This window comes from Rhizobium binxianense (genome assembly GCF_028994275.1).
GTDB classification, from domain to species: Bacteria; Pseudomonadota; Alphaproteobacteria; order Rhizobiales; family Rhizobiaceae; genus Rhizobium; species Rhizobium binxianense.
Genome location: NZ_CP118713.1, coordinates 2,920,993 through 2,939,526, shown reverse-complemented (window position 1 = coordinate 2,939,526; position 18,534 = coordinate 2,920,993). Strand labels below are relative to the sequence as shown.

The 18,534-nt window shown below is 62.9% G+C and carries 19 protein-coding genes; 11 read left to right on the top strand and 8 right to left on the bottom strand.

Annotated features, from left to right (window positions below; all coding sequences use genetic code 11):
* Window positions 1-132 precede the first annotated feature (132 nt).
* From PO860_RS14630 to queF, 5 genes are all read left to right on the top strand, one after another.
* Window positions 133-2,322, top strand: a complete 2,190-nt coding sequence (locus tag PO860_RS14630) for an anthranilate synthase (RefSeq protein ID WP_273884322.1) — start codon at window positions 133-135, stop codon at window positions 2,320-2,322.
* A gap of 283 nt (window positions 2,323-2,605) precedes the next feature.
* Entirely contained in the window at window positions 2,606-2,845 is a 240-nt protein-coding gene (locus tag PO860_RS14625) for a hypothetical protein (protein ID WP_003561395.1), read from the top strand.
* Between the two features lie 15 nt (window positions 2,846-2,860).
* A complete protein-coding gene (locus PO860_RS14620) occupies window positions 2,861-3,532 on the top strand; it encodes a DUF2161 domain-containing phosphodiesterase (protein ID WP_273884321.1) in 672 nt (223 codons plus the stop codon).
* Between the two features lie 212 nt (window positions 3,533-3,744).
* Complete coding sequence (emfA, locus tag PO860_RS14615) at window positions 3,745-4,659, top strand: CDF family cation efflux transporter EmfA (RefSeq protein WP_183608001.1); 915 nt, start codon at window positions 3,745-3,747, stop codon at window positions 4,657-4,659.
* Window positions 4,659-5,123, top strand: coding sequence for a preQ(1) synthase (gene queF, locus PO860_RS14610; RefSeq protein WP_183608002.1), 465 nt, complete (start codon window positions 4,659-4,661; stop codon window positions 5,121-5,123). The genes emfA and queF overlap by 1 nt, the downstream gene beginning before the upstream one ends.
* Window positions 5,124-5,261: 138 nt before the next feature.
* On the opposite strand, the gene PO860_RS14605 is transcribed toward queF, so the two are convergent.
* Complete coding sequence (locus PO860_RS14605; RefSeq protein ID WP_273884320.1) at window positions 5,262-6,035, bottom strand: DUF2076 domain-containing protein; 774 nt, start codon at window positions 6,033-6,035, stop codon at window positions 5,262-5,264.
* A gap of 231 nt (window positions 6,036-6,266) precedes the next feature.
* On the opposite strand from PO860_RS14605, the gene PO860_RS14600 reads away from it, so the two are divergent.
* From PO860_RS14600 to leuA, 4 genes are all read left to right on the top strand, one after another.
* Window positions 6,267-6,851 carry an ATP-dependent Clp protease proteolytic subunit gene (locus PO860_RS14600; protein ID WP_183608004.1) on the top strand — a complete coding sequence of 195 codons (585 nt, stop codon included), beginning with the start codon at window positions 6,267-6,269 and terminating at the stop codon, window positions 6,849-6,851.
* 160 nt (window positions 6,852-7,011) lie between these two features.
* Entirely contained in the window at window positions 7,012-8,241 is a 1,230-nt protein-coding gene (locus PO860_RS14595) for a benzoate/H(+) symporter BenE family transporter (protein ID WP_183608005.1), read from the top strand.
* A 61-nt stretch (window positions 8,242-8,302) separates the two neighbouring features.
* Entirely contained in the window at window positions 8,303-8,428 is a 126-nt protein-coding gene (locus PO860_RS14590; RefSeq protein ID WP_272781933.1) for a hypothetical protein, read from the top strand.
* A gap of 155 nt (window positions 8,429-8,583) precedes the next feature.
* Window positions 8,584-10,308 carry a 2-isopropylmalate synthase gene (leuA, locus tag PO860_RS14585; protein WP_183608006.1) on the top strand — a complete coding sequence of 575 codons (1,725 nt, stop codon included), beginning with the start codon at window positions 8,584-8,586 and terminating at the stop codon, window positions 10,306-10,308.
* Between the two features lie 224 nt (window positions 10,309-10,532).
* On the opposite strand, the gene PO860_RS14580 is transcribed toward leuA, so the two are convergent.
* The 4 genes from PO860_RS14580 to PO860_RS14565 form a co-directional block, all read right to left on the bottom strand.
* The gene (locus PO860_RS14580; protein WP_273881183.1) at window positions 10,533-11,375 is read right to left on the bottom strand and encodes an anti-sigma factor family protein; all 843 of its coding nucleotides are present in this window, start codon (window positions 11,373-11,375) and stop codon (window positions 10,533-10,535) included.
* Window positions 11,376-11,377: 2 nt separating this feature from the next.
* Window positions 11,378-11,887, bottom strand: coding sequence for an RNA polymerase sigma factor (locus PO860_RS14575; protein WP_183608008.1), 510 nt, complete (start codon window positions 11,885-11,887; stop codon window positions 11,378-11,380).
* 187 nt (window positions 11,888-12,074) lie between these two features.
* Complete coding sequence (locus tag PO860_RS14570) at window positions 12,075-12,635, bottom strand: tetratricopeptide repeat protein (protein WP_183608009.1); 561 nt, start codon at window positions 12,633-12,635, stop codon at window positions 12,075-12,077.
* A gap of 159 nt (window positions 12,636-12,794) precedes the next feature.
* On the bottom strand, window positions 12,795-13,703 hold the full coding sequence (locus tag PO860_RS14565; protein ID WP_273884362.1) for a metallophosphoesterase family protein: 909 nt from the start codon (window positions 13,701-13,703) through the stop codon (window positions 12,795-12,797).
* Window positions 13,704-13,773: 70 nt separating this feature from the next.
* Here PO860_RS14565 and PO860_RS14560 point away from each other — a divergent pair, with 70 nt between their 5' ends.
* The gene (locus PO860_RS14560) at window positions 13,774-14,253 is read left to right on the top strand and encodes an NUDIX domain-containing protein (protein ID WP_273884319.1); all 480 of its coding nucleotides are present in this window, start codon (window positions 13,774-13,776) and stop codon (window positions 14,251-14,253) included.
* Between the two features lie 4 nt (window positions 14,254-14,257).
* On the opposite strand, the gene PO860_RS14555 is transcribed toward PO860_RS14560, so the two are convergent.
* Window positions 14,258-15,244, bottom strand: a complete 987-nt coding sequence (locus PO860_RS14555) for a glutathione S-transferase family protein (RefSeq protein WP_272781935.1) — start codon at window positions 15,242-15,244, stop codon at window positions 14,258-14,260.
* A gap of 234 nt (window positions 15,245-15,478) precedes the next feature.
* On the opposite strand from PO860_RS14555, the gene PO860_RS14550 reads away from it, so the two are divergent.
* Window positions 15,479-16,042 (top strand): GNAT family N-acetyltransferase, encoded by a 564-nt coding sequence (locus PO860_RS14550; RefSeq protein ID WP_183608012.1) that lies wholly within the window; start codon window positions 15,479-15,481, stop codon window positions 16,040-16,042.
* Here PO860_RS14550 and PO860_RS14545 read toward each other — a convergent pair whose 3' ends face one another.
* The gene (locus PO860_RS14545; RefSeq protein WP_183608013.1) at window positions 16,043-16,459 is read right to left on the bottom strand and encodes a GNAT family N-acetyltransferase; all 417 of its coding nucleotides are present in this window, start codon (window positions 16,457-16,459) and stop codon (window positions 16,043-16,045) included. It abuts the gene before it with no gap.
* A gap of 4 nt (window positions 16,460-16,463) precedes the next feature.
* Window positions 16,464-18,533, bottom strand: a complete 2,070-nt coding sequence (locus PO860_RS14540; RefSeq protein ID WP_183608014.1) for a hypothetical protein — start codon at window positions 18,531-18,533, stop codon at window positions 16,464-16,466.
* Window position 18,534: the final 1 nt, after the last annotated feature.

Sequence of the window (18,534 nt, the reverse complement as noted above, 5' to 3'; positions counted from 1 at the left end):
GTGGTGGGCTCGCTAAGGCGGCCTCGACCAATCGTGTCCAAAGACGACGACGAGTGAGCCGCCCGAAACTTCGAGGCGGCTTTTTTGTTTTATCGCCGCCTGTCTTCCGGGCCCCGATAACGGAGTGGAACAATGGTAACGATCCTGCGGGATGATGGTGCGGAAATCTACGAGACCAAGGGCGGCATATCCGTCACGCGGCAGCGGCGGGCAATCCCTTACGGCGATGCGGTCTCTTCCTATATCGACAAGCTCGACGAACGCCGCGGCGCCGTGTTCTCGTCGAACTACGAATATCCAGGCCGCTATACGCGCTGGGATACCGCGGTCGTCGATCCGCCGCTCGGCATCTCCTCCTTCGGGCGCGACGTCTGGATCGAGGCCTATAATGAACGCGGCGAGGTGATCCTCGGCTTTGTGACCGAACGGCTGAAGACGGTGTCCGACCTGGTGCTCGGCGCTTCCTCCGCCCGCCGCCTCGACCTTTCCGTCAAGGTGCCGGACCGGGTGTTCACCGAGGAAGAGCGCTCGAAGATTCCGACGGTTTTCACCGTGCTGCGTGCCGTGACCGACCTCTTCTATTCGCAGGCGGATGCCAGCCTCGGGCTCTACGGCGCCTTCGGCTACGACATTGCCTTTCAGTTCGACGCGATCGATCTGAAGCTGACGCGGCCCGCGGACCAGCGCGACATGGTGCTCTACCTGCCGGACGAGATCCTCGTCGTCGACAATTACGCCGCCAAGGCTTGGATCGACCGCTACGACTTCGGGAAGGGCGGCCTCTCGACCGAAGGCAAGGCAGGCGATATCGCACCGGAACCCTTCAAGCACACGGACGCCATTCCGCCGAAGAGCGATCACCGGCCGGGCGAATATGCCGAGCTCGTCACCAAGGCGAAGGAAAGTTTCCGCAAGGGCGACCTCTTCGAAGTCGTGCCGGGGCAGAAATTCATGGAGCGCTGCGACAGCAAGCCTTCCGACATCTCCAGACGGTTGAAGGCGATCAATCCGTCGCCCTATTCCTTCTTCATCAATCTCGGCCATCAGGAATACCTGGTCGGCGCATCGCCCGAAATGTTCGTGCGCGTTTCGGGCCGCCGCATCGAAACCTGCCCGATCTCGGGCACGATCAAGCGCGGCGACGATCCGATCGCCGACAGCGAGCAGATCCTGAAGCTTCTGAACTCCAAGAAGGACGAGTCCGAACTCACCATGTGCTCGGACGTCGACCGCAACGACAAGAGCCGTGTATGCGAACCGGGCTCGGTCAAGGTGATAGGCCGTCGGCAAATCGAGATGTATTCGCGCCTCATCCACACGGTCGACCATATCGAGGGGCGGCTGCGCGACGATATGGACGCCTTCGACGGATTCCTCAGCCACGCCTGGGCCGTCACCGTTACCGGCGCGCCAAAACTCTGGGCGATGCGCTTCATCGAGAGTCATGAAAAGAGCCCGCGTGCATGGTATGGTGGGGCGATCGGCATGGTCGGCTTCAACGGCGACATGAATACCGGCCTGACGCTGCGCACCGTGCGCATCAAGGACGGCATCGCCGAGGTGCGCGCCGGTGCAACGCTGTTGAATGATTCCATTCCAGAGGAAGAAGAAGCTGAAACAGAACTGAAGGCCTCCGCCATGCTTTCTGCTATCCGCGACGCCAAAACGGGCAATTCCGGCAAGATCCAGCGCGACGTCGCAAGCGTCGGCAAGGGCGTCAGCATCCTGCTCGTCGACCATGAGGACAGCTTCGTTCACACGCTGGCCAATTATTTCCGCCAGACGGGGGCGACGGTTTCGACCGTGCGCACGCCGGTGCCGGAGGAAATCTTCGATCGGCTGAATCCGGACCTCGTCGTGCTGTCGCCCGGACCCGGAACGCCCAAGGATTTCGACTGCAAGGCGACGATCAAGAAGGCGCGGGCGCGCAGCCTGCCGATCTTCGGCGTCTGCCTCGGTCTGCAGGCGCTTGCCGAAGCCTATGGCGGGGAACTGCGCCATCTGGCCCTGCCGATGCACGGCAAGCCCTCGCGCATCCGCGTGCTGGAACCGGGCATCGTCTTCTCCGGCCTGTCGAAGGAAGTGACGGTCGGCCGCTACCACTCCATCTTCGCCGATCCCTCGACGCTGCCGCGCGAGTTCATCATCACGGCGGAAAGCGAGGACGGCACGATCATGGGTATCGAACACGAAAAGGAGCCGATCGCCGCGGTGCAGTTCCATCCGGAATCGATCATGACGCTCGGCGGCGATGCCGGCATGCGGATGATCGAGAATGTCGTGGCGCATCTGGCGCGCAAGGCGAAGACGAAGGCGGCGTGATTGCAATCCGCACGGCCCTTTCTGCTTGCGGGAAGGGCTGGGCGTTCAGGAGCGGCGTCGAGCGTGTCCTTCGAGGCTCCGGCCTTCGGCCTACGCACCTCAGGATAAGGGATGTTGCAGGAAGCCGCGCCCGAATAAGCGGCGTGGAGATGCCGTGACAAGGCCGCTGCTGAGGCCCGAGAGCCCATAGGGCGATGCCTCGAAGGGCGAGGCGAGTATTCCGAGGTTGACTTTATCAGGCAAATCAGAACATTTCAGGAACGATCAATCGGAACCCATCGCCGTGGCCAATGCTGAAAAGTTCATCGTGCTCCCTTACCGCAAGAATCGCGGCAATCTCGTGCCCGGCGAAATGCGCCAGGCGTCGAATTCCGTCAGTGCGGAAAAGATCGCTTCGGCGATGGCTGAGCGGTTCGTCGGCGTGGCGGCCTATGCCGTGATCGTCGACGAGGAAACCGGCGACATGTCCTCGCCGCGACTGCTTGCCCGATATGGCGAGATTGCCGATCTCAACGCCGCCTGAGGCGCCGTTTTTACCATGGAGACGTCGCTTTACCTGCCGGTCAAAACCTTCTTGGAGGCGGCTGGCTATGTCGTGAAGGGCGAGGTCGGCGGATGCGATCTCGTCGGCCTGAGCGAGGGCGAGCCGCCGGTCGTGGTGGTCTGCGAACTGAAACTTTCCTTCAACCTCGAACTGCTTCTCCAGGCGGTCGACCGCGCCGCTATGAGCGATGAAGTCTGGATCGCGGCCCGCGTTTCGGCCAAGGGGCGCGGGCGGGAGGCCGACCGGCGCTATCGCGATCTCTGCCGGCGGCTCGGTATCGGCATGCTCGGTGTCTCCGACGGCGGCGAGGTCAGCGTCATCGTCAGGTCCGTCTCGCCGATGCCGCGTACCAATCCGAAGCGGCGGACGCGCCTCGTCAGGGAGCATCAGCGCCGCCGTGGCGATCCGGCCGTCGGCGGCGGTTCGCGGGCGCCGATCATGACCGCCTACCGTCAGCAGGCGCTGCTCTGTGCTTCGGCACTCGAGCAGGGACTGAAGCGGCCGCGGGAGATGAAGATGCTTGCCCCCAAAGCCGGGCCGATCCTGCGCGACAATGTCTACGGATGGTTCGAGCGCGTGGAAAAGGGCATCTACGCTCTGACACCGGCGGGGCAGGCTGCCCTGTTGCGGTGGCCGCAAGCTGGGCTTTCCGCCCCAGCTTCCTGAGCCGGGCTATGGCTGGCGCCCGGGATCACGCGGCGGGCCTGGCTCCGACTGAGGATGGCGAGGCCTGTGAACAGCGCGTCATTCCCTTTGACAAATCCTGCGTCATCGCCCATATCACCCTCAACTGAACCGCCTGCGCGACATTCGCGTGGGCGGTTTTGCGTTTGCACGGCTGAAAAGCTGCAATTCATTCGCAACCGCAGGGGAACGATATGAGTGACAACGGCGATCTTACGGTTCGGAAGCTGGCGATGTGGGGAATTCCGCTGTCGCTCGGCGTGATGGGACTGAAGATGGTGGCCTGGTGGGTCACCGGCTCGGTGGCGCTGCTGTCGGACGGGCTTGAATCGACGGTCAACGTCGTTGCCGCCTTCATCGCCTTCTTCGTCATCCGTTACGCGCAGAAGCCGGCCGATCACGACCATCCTTTCGGCCATCACAAGGCGGAATATCTGTCTGCCGTCACCGAGGGCGTGCTGATCGTCGTCGCCGCCCTGCTGATCGTCAACGAGGCTGTCGGTTATCTCGCCGAGCCGCGCATGCTCGATGCGCCGGGGCTCGGCCTTGCGATCAACTTGGCGGCCGGTGCCATCAATGCGGTCTGGGCGCGGCTGTTGATCCGGACCGGACGCAAATACCGCTCGGCGGCGCTCGCAGCCGACGGTCAACATATCATGTCCGATGTGGTGACCTCCGTCGGCGTGCTAATAGGCCTGTTGCTGGCGCTGGCGACGGGTTATGCGATCTTCGATCCGGTGCTTGCCATCCTCGTTGCGGTCAACATCCTCTATCAGGGCTGGAAAGTGATCTCGCAATCGATCGGCGGGCTGATGGACCAGGCGGTCGAGCCGCAGGAGGAGGAGGCGATCAAGGAGGCGATCGCCACCCATGCGGCGGGCTCGATCGGCGTGCATGACCTCAAGACGAGGCGGGCCGGCACCGTCACCTTCATCGATTTTCACATGGTGGTGCCGGAAGCTATGTCCGTGCGGCAGGCGCATGATATATGCGACCGCCTTGAGGATGCCATCAGGGCGGTGCATGAGGGCGCCAAAATCGCCATTCATGTGGAGCCCGAGGGCGAAAAAGCCCATGGAATCCGTGTCAAAGTCGTCAAGGAGGCATGATGCCGAATACCGATGTTTCCAGCCTGTCGATGCTGGGCCAGCAAACCGAAACCGCCAAATCGCCTGAGGAGGCGGTGCTTGAAAAAGTGCCGTCCAATCATGCCGGCACCGATTACGTGGTGCGCTTCACCGCGCCGGAATTCACGTCGCTCTGCCCGATGACCGGGCAGCCGGATTTCGCCCATATCGTCATCGATTACATTCCGGGCGAATGGCTGGTGGAATCGAAGTCGCTGAAGCTCTTCCTGCACTCCTTCCGCAACCACGGCGCCTTCCACGAGGATTGCTCGGTCTACATCGCCAAGCGCATCGTCGAGCTGCTTGACCCCAAATGGCTCAGAATCGGCGCCTACTGGTATCCGCGCGGCGGCATTCCGATCGACGTCTTCTGGCAGACGGGCAAGCCACCGGAAGGTGTGTGGCTGCCGGAGCAGGGCGTTGCCACCTATCGCGGACGTGGGTGAGCCACGGTGCCGCCAAAGGCGGCAGCAATCGATCCGGTGGATCGATTGCAGTGGCGAACGCCCTGAGCCTTAGCGAAGGGCCGGGCAACGGCGCGGCAACTGAATGCAAACTGCCGCCCATTCTCCGGCTATTACACCTCAAACATCCGTGACGTCGTCGCCGGACGAATCATCGGAATAATCGTCGTTATCGTCGTAGTCGGCCTGCTGCACGTTGGCGTCGTCCTTGTCATCGGCGGCGTTGTCCGAAGCCTGGCGGCGGTCGTCATTGCCATAAAAATTGTTGATGACGGTTTCCTCGGTCGGCGCGCTGGCGTTGCCGAAGGGGTTGGCGCCGAAGGGCGAGCCCCAGCCGAGCGAGGACATGTGGTTACCGAAGATGCCGCTCAGCGAATTGGCCAGCAGCATGCCGCCGGCAACGCCCGCCGCCGTGCCGAGCGCGCCGCGCAGGAAGCTGCCGCCGGCCGATGGCGCAGGGGCCTGCTGGCTCCAGGGGCCGCTCGGCTGCTGCGGCATCTGCCGGACGTCGCGGTCGTAGCCGCGGGAATCGTCATAGCCGCGGGAGGGCTGGCCCCAGGGGCCGGGGTTGGAGGGGACAGGCGCGGGCTGCTGCGTCTGCGTATTGCCGAAGATCGAGCTCAGGAAGCCGCCGCCCTGTTCGGCCTGGCGGTGTTCACTGGCGCCGGCTTCCAGCTGGCGGACACGCTCATCGAGTTCCTTGATATGGTTGGCGGCCGCCTCCAGCCCTTTTTCCTGAACGATGACGGCCTGGGCCAGATAATAGGTGGCGGAAGGTTGCTCGCGCGTTGCCTGGTCAATCAGGGCTTCGGCGTCGCGGTCGCGCGGCTGGGCCGCAGCGGTGCGTACGCGGTCGAAGAGGGCGGTCAATAATTGGCGTTCTTCCGGTGACATATCCTGCCTCCTGTTGATCTTATATAGCGTTTGCCGCTTGAGCGATGAGGTAGGAACCGATTCAGGCTTTTCAAAGCCTTTCACCGTTACATTTCAGTAAGGCTTGCAGAACGGCGCGCGGCTTCTTAAGGATATCTGCATCGCTTCGGTGCCTTGTGTTTTTCCCGCATTGTTTTAGGCATTGAGTCGCACTATGTGCGAGGAACCCGAATTCATCTCCAAGAGGTTCGAATGAACGACGAAGACCAGGACGACAAGACGAAGGAACTGCCGCTCGGCAAGGAAACGGAGGCGAATCTTTTCAAGTCGCGTTCGATCTTCATCTACGGACCGATCAATCAGGAATTGGCGCAGAAGGTCTGCTCGCAGCTCGTGGCGCTTGCCGCGGCCAGCGACGACGACATCCGCATCTATGTCAATTCGCCCGGCGGCCATGTCGAATCCGGCGATTCCATCCATGACATGATCAAGTTCATCAAGCCGAAGGTCTGGATGATCGGCACGGGCTGGGTCGCCTCGGCCGGCGCGCTGATCTATGTCGCCACTCCGAAGGAGCGGCGCCTCTGCCTGCCGAACACCCGCTTCCTGCTGCACCAGCCCTCCGGCGGCACGCGCGGTATGGCATCCGACATCGAGATCCAGGCGCGCGAGATCATCAAGATGAACGAGCGCCTGAACAGGATCATGGCGGAGGCCACCGGCCAGCCGCTCGACAAGATCGCCAAGGATACGGATCGCGACTACTGGCTGTCGGCCGAAGAGGCGAAGGACTACGGCCTGGTTTCGCGGGTCGTGACCTCGCAGGCCGATATCTGAGTTTTCTCAGCCGAAGCTGCCAAGAACCGCCCTTGCCCGCTGACCGCAGGCGAGGGCGTTTTGTTTTGGTCGGCATGGAAAGGCCGGCCGATCTGATGACGCGGGCGCTGAACGGAAAGGGCTGAATCCGGACTTGCACGCGCGGCAATCCTCATGCTCCATGCGCCATTCCGCAGCCGCGAGTCCTGCCATGCTCAAAGATTTTTCCGTCCAGGCCCTGTTCATGGGGCTGCTGACCGCCTTCGTCGGCTCCGCCAGTTCCTTCGCCGTCGTGCTGCACGGGCTCGAGGCAGTCGGCGCGACGGATGCGCAGGCGGCGTCCGGGCTGATGGCATTGTCGATCTCCATGGGCGTCTGCGCGATCGTGCTCAGCGCCGTGACGCGATTGCCGATCAGTATCGCTTGGTCGACGCCGGGTGCGGCGCTGCTGGCAAGCACCGGGGCGATCGAGGGCGGCTTCAATGCGGCGGTCGGGGCATTCCTGATCTGTGCCGTGCTGATCGTCGTCGCCGGGCTGTTCAAGCCGCTTGGCCGGGCGGTTGCCGCCATTCCCGCACCGCTTGCCAATGCGATGCTTTCCGGCGTGCTGATCGGCCTCTGCTTCGCGCCGGTGAAGGCAATCGGCTTCAATCCGCTGTTCGGGCTGCCGATCGTTGTCGCCTGGATCGTCGTCGGCGCCTTCAAGCGGCTTTGGGCGGTGCCGGCAGCACTCGCGGCTTTCGTGCTGGTGCTTGCCTTCGGCGTCGATATTCCCGACGGCGCCTTCGCCTCGCTCGAGCGATCGTTGGTGCCGACGGCTGAAATCGTCCGGCCGGTGTTCAACCTTGCCGGTCTCGTGTCGATCGCGCTGCCGCTCTTCATCGTCACCATGGCCTCGCAGAACATTCCCGGCATCGCGGTGCTGAAGGTCAATCACTACGATCCGAAGCCCGGCCCGCTCTTTGCCGTCACCGGCTTCTTTTCGCTGCTGTCGGCGCCGTTCGGCGGCCACGCCGTCAATCTAGCGGCGATCACTGCGGCGATGTGCGCGGGCCAAGATGCCCATGCCGATCCGAAGCGCCGCTACTGGGCATCGCTGATCGCCGGTGTCGGTTATATCGTCCTCGGCTTGCTGGCCGGCGCGGTGACGGCCTTCGTCGCCTTGGCGCCTCCCATCCTGATCGAGGCGGTGGCGGGACTGGCGCTGGTCGGCGCCTTCTCGTCCTCGGCAATGTCGGCCTTCCAGGCGCCGGAATCGCGCGAGGCCGCGGCAATCACCTTCCTCGTCACCGCTTCCGGCATTTCCTTCGGCGGCATCTCAGGCGCCTTCTGGGGGTTGATCGCCGGCGGCCTGATGCTCGCGCTGTCGCAACTGGTGAAGATGGTGAAACAGCGGTCTCAGTCGACGTGACGGAAAGTCGCCGCGCCGCGAGGGCTTGCCAGTTCCACCGCCCAAGGTTATAAGCGCGGCCATGAAGACCAATGGCGCCAAGATTTCCGAGACGATTGCACGCGGCCGCATCGCCCTGCGTGACAGCTCGCGCGCCCTGACCTCGCTTCTTCTCCTCGGCCTTACGCGCGGTTGCCGGGTCCTTTGAGGAGCGCCCGGCGGCCGAAAGCCCGCCCGGCAATCGCTCCTCGCGACTCACTTTCAAAATTGACCTAACGACCGACGAAGGTCCGCATTTGTTTATCGCCAAGCCCGATGTGATCGGCTAAGAGCGGGCAAATGCCGGGACGAGGAGACAAGACAATGGACGCGAAGACGCAATCCTCCAGAAGCGTTGTAAAAGGCATGCCCGATGCGGCGGTGAAATACCGGCCCTATCCGCAGGTGAATATACCCGACCGCACCTGGCCGACGAAGACCATCACCAAGGCGCCGGTCTGGTGCTCGGTCGACCTGCGCGACGGCAACCAGGCGCTGGTCGACCCTATGGGCCACGACCGTAAGGCCCGCATGTTCCAGCTGCTGCTGGAGATGGGCTTCAAGGAAATCGAGATCGGCTTCCCCTCGGCTTCGCAGACCGACTTCGATTTTGCCCGCTGGTGCGTGGAAGAGGGCAATGTGCCCGCCGACGTCTCCCTGCAGGTGCTGGTGCAGTGCCGCCCGGAACTCATCACCCGCACCTTCGAAGCGCTGGAAGGCGCAAACCGGCCGATCGTGCATTTCTACAACTCGACCAGCGAGCTGCAGCGCCGCGTCGTTTTCGCCAAGGATGTGCAGGGCATCAAGCAGATCGCCGTCGATGCCGCCAAGATGATTACCGACATGGCCGTCAAGGCCGGCGGCGGCTACCGTTTCGAATATTCGCCGGAAAGCTTCACCGGCACGGAACTCGAAGTGGCGCTGGAAATCTGCAATGGCGTCATCGAGGTCGTCAAGCCGACGGCCGATAACAAGCTGATCATCAATCTGCCGTCCACCGTCGAGATGGCGACGCCGAATGTCTATGCCGACCAGATCGAATGGATGTGCCGCAACCTTGACAATCGCGAGAACCTGATCATTTCCCTGCATCCGCATAACGACCGCGGCACCGGTATCGCCGCCGCCGAGCTGGCCTTGCTGGCCGGCGCCGACCGCGTCGAAGGCACGCTGTTCGGCAATGGCGAGCGCACCGGCAATGTCGACATGGTGACGATGGCGCTGAACATGTTCACGCAAGGGGTCGATCCCGAGATTGATTGCTCGAATATCGAGCGCATCAAAGAAGTGTTCGAATATTCGAACCAGATGGCGATTTCCGAGCGTCATCCTTACGTCGGCGAGCTGGTCTATACCGCCTTCTCCGGTTCGCATCAGGATGCGATCAACAAGGGCATGAAGGCGGCCCAGGTCGCCAACCATCCCGTTTGGGAGGTCCCGTATCTGCCGATCGACCCGCGCGACGTCGGTCGCTCCTATGAGGCGATCATCCGCATCAACTCGCAGTCCGGCAAGGGTGGCATCGCCTATATTCTGCAGCAGGACTACGGGCTCAACCTGCCGCGCAACCTGCAGGTCGAGTTCCGCGAGGACATTCAGCGCATTACCGATGTCGAGGGCAAGGAGCTTCCCTCGAAGCGGATTCACGACCGTTTCATCGAGTGCTACGTGACGCAGCCGAGCGCGCGCCTGAAATTCGTCGATCACCACACCTATCCCGATACTGAACGCAAGGGTCAGCGGATCGTAGCCGCCGAGATTACCGACAATGGCGAGATCAAGCGCATCGAAGGGCGCGGCAACGGCCCGATCGACGGCTTCATCAACGCGCTGTCGCATTATCTCGGTATCGAGATGTCGGTCGAGGACTATTCCGAGCATTCGCTGCAGCACGGCTCGAACGCTGCGGCGATCTCCTATGTCGAGACCTCCTATCCTGGCGGCAAGCTCTTCGGCGCCGGTATCAACACTAATATCGTCGCGGCCTCGCTGGAAGCGATCGTCTCGGCAGCCAACCGCGTGCTCGAGGTGAGGGCCGGCAAGGCCTGATCTCAAAAGGACTCAGGCCGCGATCGTATTGGTGCGGCGCGGCCTGAGGATTAGGTTGCTTCGTTGCGTCTTCACTCAGCAAGAGCAATAAAGGCGTGCCGTGTGGCCCCCATCCGCCCCTGCTGGCCACCTTCTCCCCGCTGGGGAGAAGAGGGAGCAAGCCGATTTGGCCTCGTTCCACTACAGTCCTTCAAGAGCGAAACGCTGCGGCATATAAGGCGGAATCAAATCGCCGTGGCAATTTTCATGGCGAGCTGGCCGAGTGCCGCTTCGGCGGAGGGGCCGGCAAGCACGTAGGAGGTGCCGGCATTGTGCCAGGTGACGAGGCCTATCTCGTCCTTGATCGTTTCCTTGAAGTCGTCGGTCTCCGGTGGCTGTGCGTCCTTGCGGAAACAGATGGAGATGACGTCGCCGTCGGCATTGGAATAGACGAGCTGGCCGACAGGGCGGCTGTCGCCGAGAATGACGCGGGCACCCTGGAAAGTCCAGGATTCGGCGGAAAGATCGGGCACGCGGAAAGGCACGCCGATCACGGTCGTCAGCCAGCTGGAGATTTCCTCGGCCTGCGAGGCGGGCACTTCGACGAGATGCCGGGGCTGACGGATCAGCAGGCGCTGATAGGCGGTGACATCGCCCAGCCAGTCGCTGGTGTTAACAGGCGCGGTGGCGGCGGTCGTGGTGGCGATTTCGTCGGCATCCGGGCTGGTGCCGACGAAATAGCCGATGCCGCAACCGACGGCGAAGAGGATGAGCGCGGCGGCCAGCGCCTGCGGGCCGCTCGGCGCCAGTTTCACGTGCGGGCGCGTGGCGCGCTGGGCGATCGGCGTCTTCGGCGGCTGCGTGCTCTTGATCGAGCGGACGAGGGCGAGGGGCACCGGTTCCTTCAGGATGTCGTCGAAGCGACGGCGGCCGAAATCAGCGCCGTGGCGCAGCTTCTCATGCAGCCGGCGCGCGTTCTCGTCGTCTGCCAGGCGCTGCTCCAGCTCGTGGCGCTGTTCGGGCGAGACTTCGCCATCGAGAAGGGCGGTGAGCTGGGCTTCGAGCGGCAATTTCCTGAGATCGAGCAAATTCAATACCTGTGAATCGGGTGGGTGCTGGCAAGCCCGGCAAAATGCAGCCTTGCCGTCGCGAGCTGCGAGACGACATTTGCCACCGGCGTGCCCATGATGTCGGCCGCCTGCTGATAGCTGTGGCCTTCGACGTCGACGAGCAGGAACATGCTGGACAGGCCATCCGGCATATCGGCGATCATGCGATGGATGGCGTCGGGATCGACCGCAGCCGAGCGTTCGCGCGCGGCCTCTCTGATATCGGTGACGTTGCCGCGGACGGAAGCCTTCGGCTTGCGCTTGCGGCTGTCGTCGGTCCATTGCTGGCGGGCAAGCGTATAGATCCAGCTTTCCAGCCGGCCTTCACCGCTCCATTGATGCCCCTTGGCGATGGCGCGCTGACAGACGGCCTGAACGAGTTCGTCGGCCACGGCAGCCTCACCCGCGAGCGTGATCGCGAAGCGGCGAAGGCGGGGCAGAAGGCCGACGAGATCACGCCGGAGATCGATGGTCGTTGCGGGTTGACGCATTGTCTATCCAAGAAGCATTCACAATGGTTTCGCGGACGAAGGGTTCGCCGTCGGGCGCGAAGCCGGCCTTATCGCCGCCGACGATGCATGTGCTTTATGAAACAAGTCTCCTGCACTTCGCAAGCATCCGGCGGTCTTCATCCCCCTTTCTCAAGGGATTTTCGTATTGTGGCCCACAAAACTTGCGTCAATATGTCTTGTAGCCATTCAAGCTCTGCAGCAGAGCGCGATAGGCCCATGTTCCTTCGCCGCCGCGATCGCGGATTTCGACGAGTTGGACGCGGGCTCCCTGGATATCTCCCTGTTCCACCAGCGCCATGCCCATGTAGGAGCGGGCGAGAATGTAGTTTTCGTCCGCCTGCAGCGCCTTGCGGTAGTAAGACATGCCGAGTTCCATGCGGCCGGCCTTGCGGTTGGCGTAGCCGAGATAGTTCAGGATGCGCGGGTCGTTCTGGTTGCGGGCGAGATTGAGCACGGTGATGGCGTTCTCATACTGACCGGCATAGGCAAACTCCCGGGCGAATTTGAAGAGATCGTCGTCGTTGAAGCTGCTCTTCTTCGGGTTGACGCATTCCTTCTTGGCCTTGTCCCAAACCTTGCCGCCGGTGCAGGTCTTGGTCGTCTCGGTCTTCGGCGGCGGATTCGTGTCATCATTGCCGCCGCCGACCGCAAAAGCGGACGTGGCAATGCCGAAGGCGAAGCCGGCGGCGAGCGAAAGTGTGGACAGGTGACGGAAGGAAGACGTCATGGGTGGGCTCCGTTCTGAGGCGATGCTGTTGCTCGGATTGTACGCTTACCGCCAAAAATACCAAGAGGGTAAGCGGCCTCCATGGCAATTGTTGCGGCGATGGCCCGACGTCCTCGCAGATCGATTCAAGTGCTGGATGAAAGGTCTCCGGAGCCGGCGCTAACGCGCGAAAATATCGGCGCTTTCCGGCATTACTGCGTCGCCGGTCCGGTTGAGGCTGAAGCGCTGGCCGCTGAGCTCCCAGGCGCCGGGCGAACCGTCGATGGAGAAGAGGTTGTAGGCGGCGGGCGGCTTGATGCTGCCCGGTCCCTGCGAGGCCGAGGCGATGCCGACGACGGGCACCGGCTGCACCTGGCCGCGCAGCCAGTGCAGCGTATTGAGGTGCGTATGCCCGTGCAGCACGAGCTCGGCGCCGCCGGTCGAAATCACCGCGGCGAAGCGGCGAATGCCGATCATGCGCTTGTAGAAGTTGGTGGCGCCGCGGATCGGCGGATGATGGATCATGACGACGCGGAAGAGACCGGCTTCGCCGGCCGCGCGCAGCATGTTGACAGTATCGCGGGCCTGGCGCGCGCCGAAGAAGCCGGAGGCGGCAAAGGGAGGCGTGGCGACCGCCGTCGAGCAGCCGACGATGGCGACCTTGTCGCGGATGCGCAGATAAGGGAAGATGTGGCGATCCTCCTGCCATTGCGGCGGGGAAAGATCGCCGCGGACATAATCGTACCAGGCGCGCATCGACTTCTCGTAGGCGCCGGGCACGTAGGCATCGTGATTGCCGGGAACCACCGAGGTGTTGGCGGGGTCGCCGAGTTCACGCAGCCAGACGGCGGCGGCGCGAATCTCAATGCCGCTCGCCAGATTGACAAGGTCGCCGGTGACGGCCAGATGATCGGCCTGATGGGCGCGGATATCGTCGAGCAGCAGATCCAGCGTGCTGCCGAAAAGGTGCTTGCGTCGATTTCGATGCCAGTTCACAAAGCCCGTTATGCGTTTTGAAAACAACTCCTGGATGGAAAGGCGGGGCAACGGCCCGAGGTGGACGTCGGAAATATGCGCGAGCTTGAACATGCTACGAGACATAGACCAGCTTATTGACAAATCAAACACATCCGGTGCGATGAAGGGCTGAAACGGAACGATGGTGGATAAAGAGAAGCGGCCCCCTCACATCAGGCTGGCCTTGCGCCTCCTGCATGTCTATTTCTCCTTCGCCCGCGGCATGACCATGGGTGTCAGGGCTGCCTGCTTCGACGCGGAAGGGCGGATTTTCCTCGTGCGTCACAGCTATGTCGGTGGCTGGCATATGCCGGGCGGCGGGCTGGAACGCAACGAGACGGTCGAAGAAGCGCTCGCCAAGGAACTGCGCGAAGAGGGCAATCTCAGGATCATCGGCAAACCGCAACTGGTCCAAGTCTATTTCAACACCACGACCACACGGCGCGACCATGTCGTGTTCTACCGGGCGAGAGTCGAACAGACGGCGCCGCGCCCGCCGGACTGGGAGATATCCGACAGCGGCTTCTTCTCGCTCGACAGCCTGCCCGAGGGCACGACCCGGGCAACGCATCGCCGCCTCGCCGAGCTTCGGGGCGAGCAGGAGCCTGACCACCGCTGGTGAGAGGTTAAGCCGCGGCAAGTTTGGCGCGGCCGTGCGGGCTATCGAGATCGAGCGCCGGGCCGACGGGGACGATGCCTGTCGGATTGATCGTCTTGTGGCTGCGGTAATAGTGCTGCTTGATGTGCGTGAGGTTCACCGTCTCGGCGACGCCGGCCGTCTGGTAGAGATCTCTCAAATAGCCGGGCAGGTTGCGGTAATCGGCGATACGGCGGATGTTGCACTTGAAATGGCCGACATAGACGGGGTCGAAGCGCACCAGCGTGGTGAACAGGCGCCAGTCGGCCTCGGTTACTCTGTTGCCGAAGAGGTAGCGGCCCTTGCCCAAACGCTCGTCGAGCATATCGAGGGTTTCGAACAGCTTGCCGACATTTTCCTCATAAGCTTCCTGGGTGGTGGCAAAGCCCGCTTTGTAGACACCGTTGTTGACGCTGTCGTAGACGGTGGCGTTCAGCGCATCGATTTCGGCGCGGAGATCCTCGGGATAAAAATCGCTCTTCGCGCCGGTCAGCCCGTCGAAGGCGCTGTTGAACATGCGGATGATCTCTGCGGATTCGTTGTTGACGATCGTGCCGATCTTCTTGTCCCAGAGGACGGGAACAGTCACGCGGCCGGAATAGTGCGGATCGGCCCTGACATAGATCTGCCAGAGCGTGGTCGCGCCGAAGAGCTGGTCGCCGGTGGCGCCGTCGCCGACTTTGAACTCCCAGCCGTTTTCGACCATCAGCGGGTCGACGACCGACACCGAAATCAGCTCTTCCAGCTTCTTCAGTTTGCGGAAGATCAGCGTGCGATGCGCCCAGGGGCAGGCAAGCGAGACGTAAAGATGGTAACGCCCGGCCTCGGCCTTGAAGCCGCCGCTGCCGGAAGGGCCGGCTTCACCGTCCGATGTCACCCAGTTGCGGAACTGCGAGGGCTGCCGTTTGAATTGACCCTTGCTCTCCTTCGTGTCGTACCAGATGTCATGCCAGACGCCGTCCACCAGCATTCCCATGATCTTAATTCCCTTGGTTGGCCTGGCCCCTGGCACTGGCCCTCGGTTGCGTGTTGGCTGGAAGATATCCGAGATAGCGGGGCTTTGCAGGCGGTAAAGATTGAACAGTGCGTCACGTCGGTCAGCTGACAGTGCATTTTGCGTTGGACGGCCGAAAGTTTTCCTGCTATCGGCCTTTTCACGATTTTGGGATCCCTGCCTGATGTTCATTTCCAGAAACCCGCGACGACGCTGATGCTCCCGAACGCCCAAGGCGTGTTCGAGACCCATCAATCTGTCCATCCGGTTTCTGTCATCATGTACAAGCACGATCTCGTCTACCTCACCGAAGACGCGTCTCATGACGCCGCCATCGAACACATCAACGAAGAAGCCTTCGGTCCCGGCCGCTTCACCCGCGCTGCCGCGCGTATCCGCGAGCAGGGGCCGCATGATTTGTCGCTCTCCTTCATCTGCACCGATAATGGCGAGACGATCGCTTCCGTGCGAATGACGCCGGTGCTGGCGGGCTCCGTGAAGGGCCATCTGCTCGGCCCGCTCGCCGTCCGCCCCTCGCACAAGAATAAGGGCATCGGCCGGGAACTGGTGCGGATCGCGGTGGAGGCGGCGAGACGCAAGGGCTCGGAAGCCGTCATCCTGGTCGGCGATCCGCCCTATTACGGCCCGCTCGGCTTCGAGAAGGTCGCCTACAACGCGCTGTCGTTTCCAGGCCCCGTCGATCCCGGCCGCGTGCTCGTCGTTCCGATCGCCGCGGGTGTGCACGAGCGGCTGAAGGGCATCATCGCCTGGCACGGATGATCAGAGGTTTTTGCGGAGGAAGCTGCGCGTGCGGCCTTCCGGGAAGTCCTGAAGCTCTCCGAAGACCTCATAACCCTGACGCAGATAGGCGCGCAGCGCCTGCGGGCTGAAGGTGTCGATCCAGGCGCCGCGGCAGCCCCGGGCTCTCGCCTCTTCTTCCGCTTTGCTCAGGAGCTTGCCGGCAAGACCGGTGCCGCGCAGCGTATCGGGGATATAGAGCATCTGGGTGAAGAGCCAGCCCCAGGCGGTAAAGCCCGAAAGACCGCCGGTCACCTTGCCGTCGGTGTCGCGGATGAGGACGGCGAGCGTCCGGCGATCGGACGGGCCGACATCGCCAGTGTTGAAGGCCGAGAGCGCATCGGTAATCGCCGCGAGTTCTTCCGGCGAGGGCGCGGCGGTGAGCTCGAATTCCGGCATGAGATTACCGCCCTTCGCGCCACCACATGGCGCCGAAGGCGAAGAGCAGAATGCCGACGCCGGCAAAACCGGCAAAGAGCGGCAGCGTGTTTATGCCCTTCAAAACCGTCTCGCTGGTCATGCGGATCATCATGCGATCATTGTCGGCGACGCGCACCTGGCCGCGCACCGGCAGGATCGGCGGCATGCTGATCCTGCCATTTTCATTGGCAATGCGGGTCACGAGACCCTTGCTTCTATCGGCGACCGGCTTCAGCACATCGGTCGTCGAGATCATTGCCTTAAATTCCGGTGCGTCGACGGCGCCGATATGGACAAGCGTCGAGAGCTTGCCGTTGCGGATTTCGAAGAGGCCGATTTCGTCCATCCGCTTCTCGGCCTTGTAGAGCCCGGGTTCGGATTGGGTGAGCGGCAGGGTTTCGGTCTTGCCGGAGGGATAACGCACGGTGGCGTTCCCGGGATTGTCGCCGATCGTCTGGCGCGTGACTTCAAGAGTCCGGCCGGAGGCGCGCGCCGTCAGCGCTTCTTCCTCGAGCGCCGGCTCCTTCATCAGCCAATGGGCGATACGGCGATAGAGCGAAACGTTCGGACCGCCGCCTTCGAAGCCGCGCGCCCAGAGCCAGCCCTGATCGGAAAGCAGCATGGCCACGCGGCCCTGGCCGGCGCGGTTCAGCACCAGCAAAGGATGGTTGTCGGCGCCGAGCATGATCGTCTCGCCCTGCGGCCGGTCGACATCGACGCTGCGGAACCAGCGGCCCCAATGCGGCGGATCCTCGCCCGAACCATCAAGGCCGCGCGTGACGGGATGTTTGCGGCCTTCCTCGGAGAGCCGGGGATAGAAGGCTTTTTCGATCATCTCTCCGGTGGGCGTTGCCGGCAGGACCGAGGACAGCGGCGTCAGGGCGATGGAATCGGGACCGGCGTGCTCGGGGCCGGCGGCGATCAGCAGCGCGCCGCCATTGTCGACATATTGCGCGATGTAATCGTAATAGAGCAGGGGCAGCACGCCGCGGTGCTGGTAGCGGTCGAAGATGATCAGGTCGAAATCCTTGATCTTGTCGACGAAGAGCTCGCGCGTCGGGAAGGCGATCAGCGACAGCTCGTTGATCGGCGTGCCGTCCTGCTTTTCCGGCGGACGCAGGATGGTGAAGTGGACGAGATCGACCGAGGCGTCGGATTTCAAGAGGTTGCGCCAGGCGCGCTCGCCGGCATGCGGTTCGCCGGAGACGAGAAGGACGCGGAGATTCTGGCGGATGCCGTCGATGACATGGACGGCGCGGTTGTTGGCGGTGGTGACTTCACCGGGAAGGGCTGCGACCGAGAATTCGAGCACGTTGCTGCCGCCGGCCGGCACCTTGAAGGAGAAGGGCGTATCCTGGCCGGGCGTCGCCTGCAGGGTGGCGATCTCATCACCGTTCAGCTTCACGGTGACATTGGCCGTGCCGCCGGGGCTCGGGCCGTCGTCGAAGACGCGCAGAACGACCTGCTGCTCCTCGTTGACGATGCCGAAGCGCGGCCCCTTGATGACTTCGATGCGGCGATCGAATTCGTTGGCTTTGCCGGTGATGAGGCCGTGGATCGGCGCGTCGAAACCGAGCGCCTGATTGGCGGCCGGAACATCATGGACTTCGCCGTCTGTCAGCATGATGGCGCCGCCGATACGGGCGGGCGGGACATCGGCGATATTGGCCGACAGCGCGTCGAACAGCCGGGTCGACGGCACGTCGGAATTGACGTCGCCTTCGACATCGACGAAGCGGGGTTCTATCTGGGGAAAGCGGGCGAGCTGTCCCTTCAAGGCCGCAAGCGCATCGTCGGTCGTCTTGACGCGATCGGGCGTCTGCTGGCTCTGGCTTCGATCAACGAGAACCGGGACGATGGTCGACAGCTGATCCCGGTCCTCCTGCAGCAGCACAGGATTGGCAAGGGCAGTGAGCATGGCGAGCGCTGCCAGCGTCCGGATCCAGGCGCCGCGAATGCCGCGCCAGATTGCCAAGCCGGCGATGATGGCGCTGACGGCAGCCAGTGCGGCCAGAACCGGCCAAGGCAGGAAGGGTGAAAAGTCGAAGGTCATC

Excerpts from the sequence above, each read along its gene's own strand:
- PO860_RS14620 (WP_273884321.1), top strand. The coding sequence starts at position 2,861 with ATGGAGACGTCGCTTTACCTGCCGGTCAAAACCTTCTTGGAGGCGGCT.
- queF (WP_183608002.1), top strand. The coding sequence starts at position 4,659 with ATGCCGAATACCGATGTTTCCAGCCTGTCGATGCTGGGCCAGCAAACC.
- PO860_RS14605 (WP_273884320.1), bottom strand. The coding sequence starts at position 6,035 with ATGTCACCGGAAGAACGCCAATTATTGACCGCCCTCTTCGACCGCGTA.
- PO860_RS14630 (WP_273884322.1), top strand. The coding sequence starts at position 133 with ATGGTAACGATCCTGCGGGATGATGGTGCGGAAATCTACGAGACCAAG.
- PO860_RS14560 (WP_273884319.1), top strand. The coding sequence starts at position 13,774 with ATGGTGGATAAAGAGAAGCGGCCCCCTCACATCAGGCTGGCCTTGCGC.
- leuA (WP_183608006.1), top strand. The coding sequence starts at position 8,584 with ATGGACGCGAAGACGCAATCCTCCAGAAGCGTTGTAAAAGGCATGCCC.
- PO860_RS14545 (WP_183608013.1), bottom strand. The coding sequence starts at position 16,459 with ATGCCGGAATTCGAGCTCACCGCCGCGCCCTCGCCGGAAGAACTCGCG.
- PO860_RS14540 (WP_183608014.1), bottom strand. The coding sequence starts at position 18,533 with ATGACCTTCGACTTTTCACCCTTCCTGCCTTGGCCGGTTCTGGCCGCA.
- PO860_RS14590 (WP_272781933.1), top strand. The coding sequence starts at position 8,303 with ATGAAGACCAATGGCGCCAAGATTTCCGAGACGATTGCACGCGGCCGC.
- emfA (WP_183608001.1), top strand. The coding sequence starts at position 3,745 with ATGAGTGACAACGGCGATCTTACGGTTCGGAAGCTGGCGATGTGGGGA.
- PO860_RS14550 (WP_183608012.1), top strand. The coding sequence starts at position 15,479 with ATGCTCCCGAACGCCCAAGGCGTGTTCGAGACCCATCAATCTGTCCAT.
- PO860_RS14575 (WP_183608008.1), bottom strand. The coding sequence starts at position 11,887 with ATGCGTCAACCCGCAACGACCATCGATCTCCGGCGTGATCTCGTCGGC.
- PO860_RS14595 (WP_183608005.1), top strand. The coding sequence starts at position 7,012 with ATGCGCCATTCCGCAGCCGCGAGTCCTGCCATGCTCAAAGATTTTTCC.
- PO860_RS14565 (WP_273884362.1), bottom strand. The coding sequence starts at position 13,703 with ATGTTCAAGCTCGCGCATATTTCCGACGTCCACCTCGGGCCGTTGCCC.
- PO860_RS14570 (WP_183608009.1), bottom strand. The coding sequence starts at position 12,635 with ATGACGTCTTCCTTCCGTCACCTGTCCACACTTTCGCTCGCCGCCGGC.
- PO860_RS14600 (WP_183608004.1), top strand. The coding sequence starts at position 6,267 with ATGAACGACGAAGACCAGGACGACAAGACGAAGGAACTGCCGCTCGGC.
- PO860_RS14555 (WP_272781935.1), bottom strand. The coding sequence starts at position 15,244 with ATGGGAATGCTGGTGGACGGCGTCTGGCATGACATCTGGTACGACACG.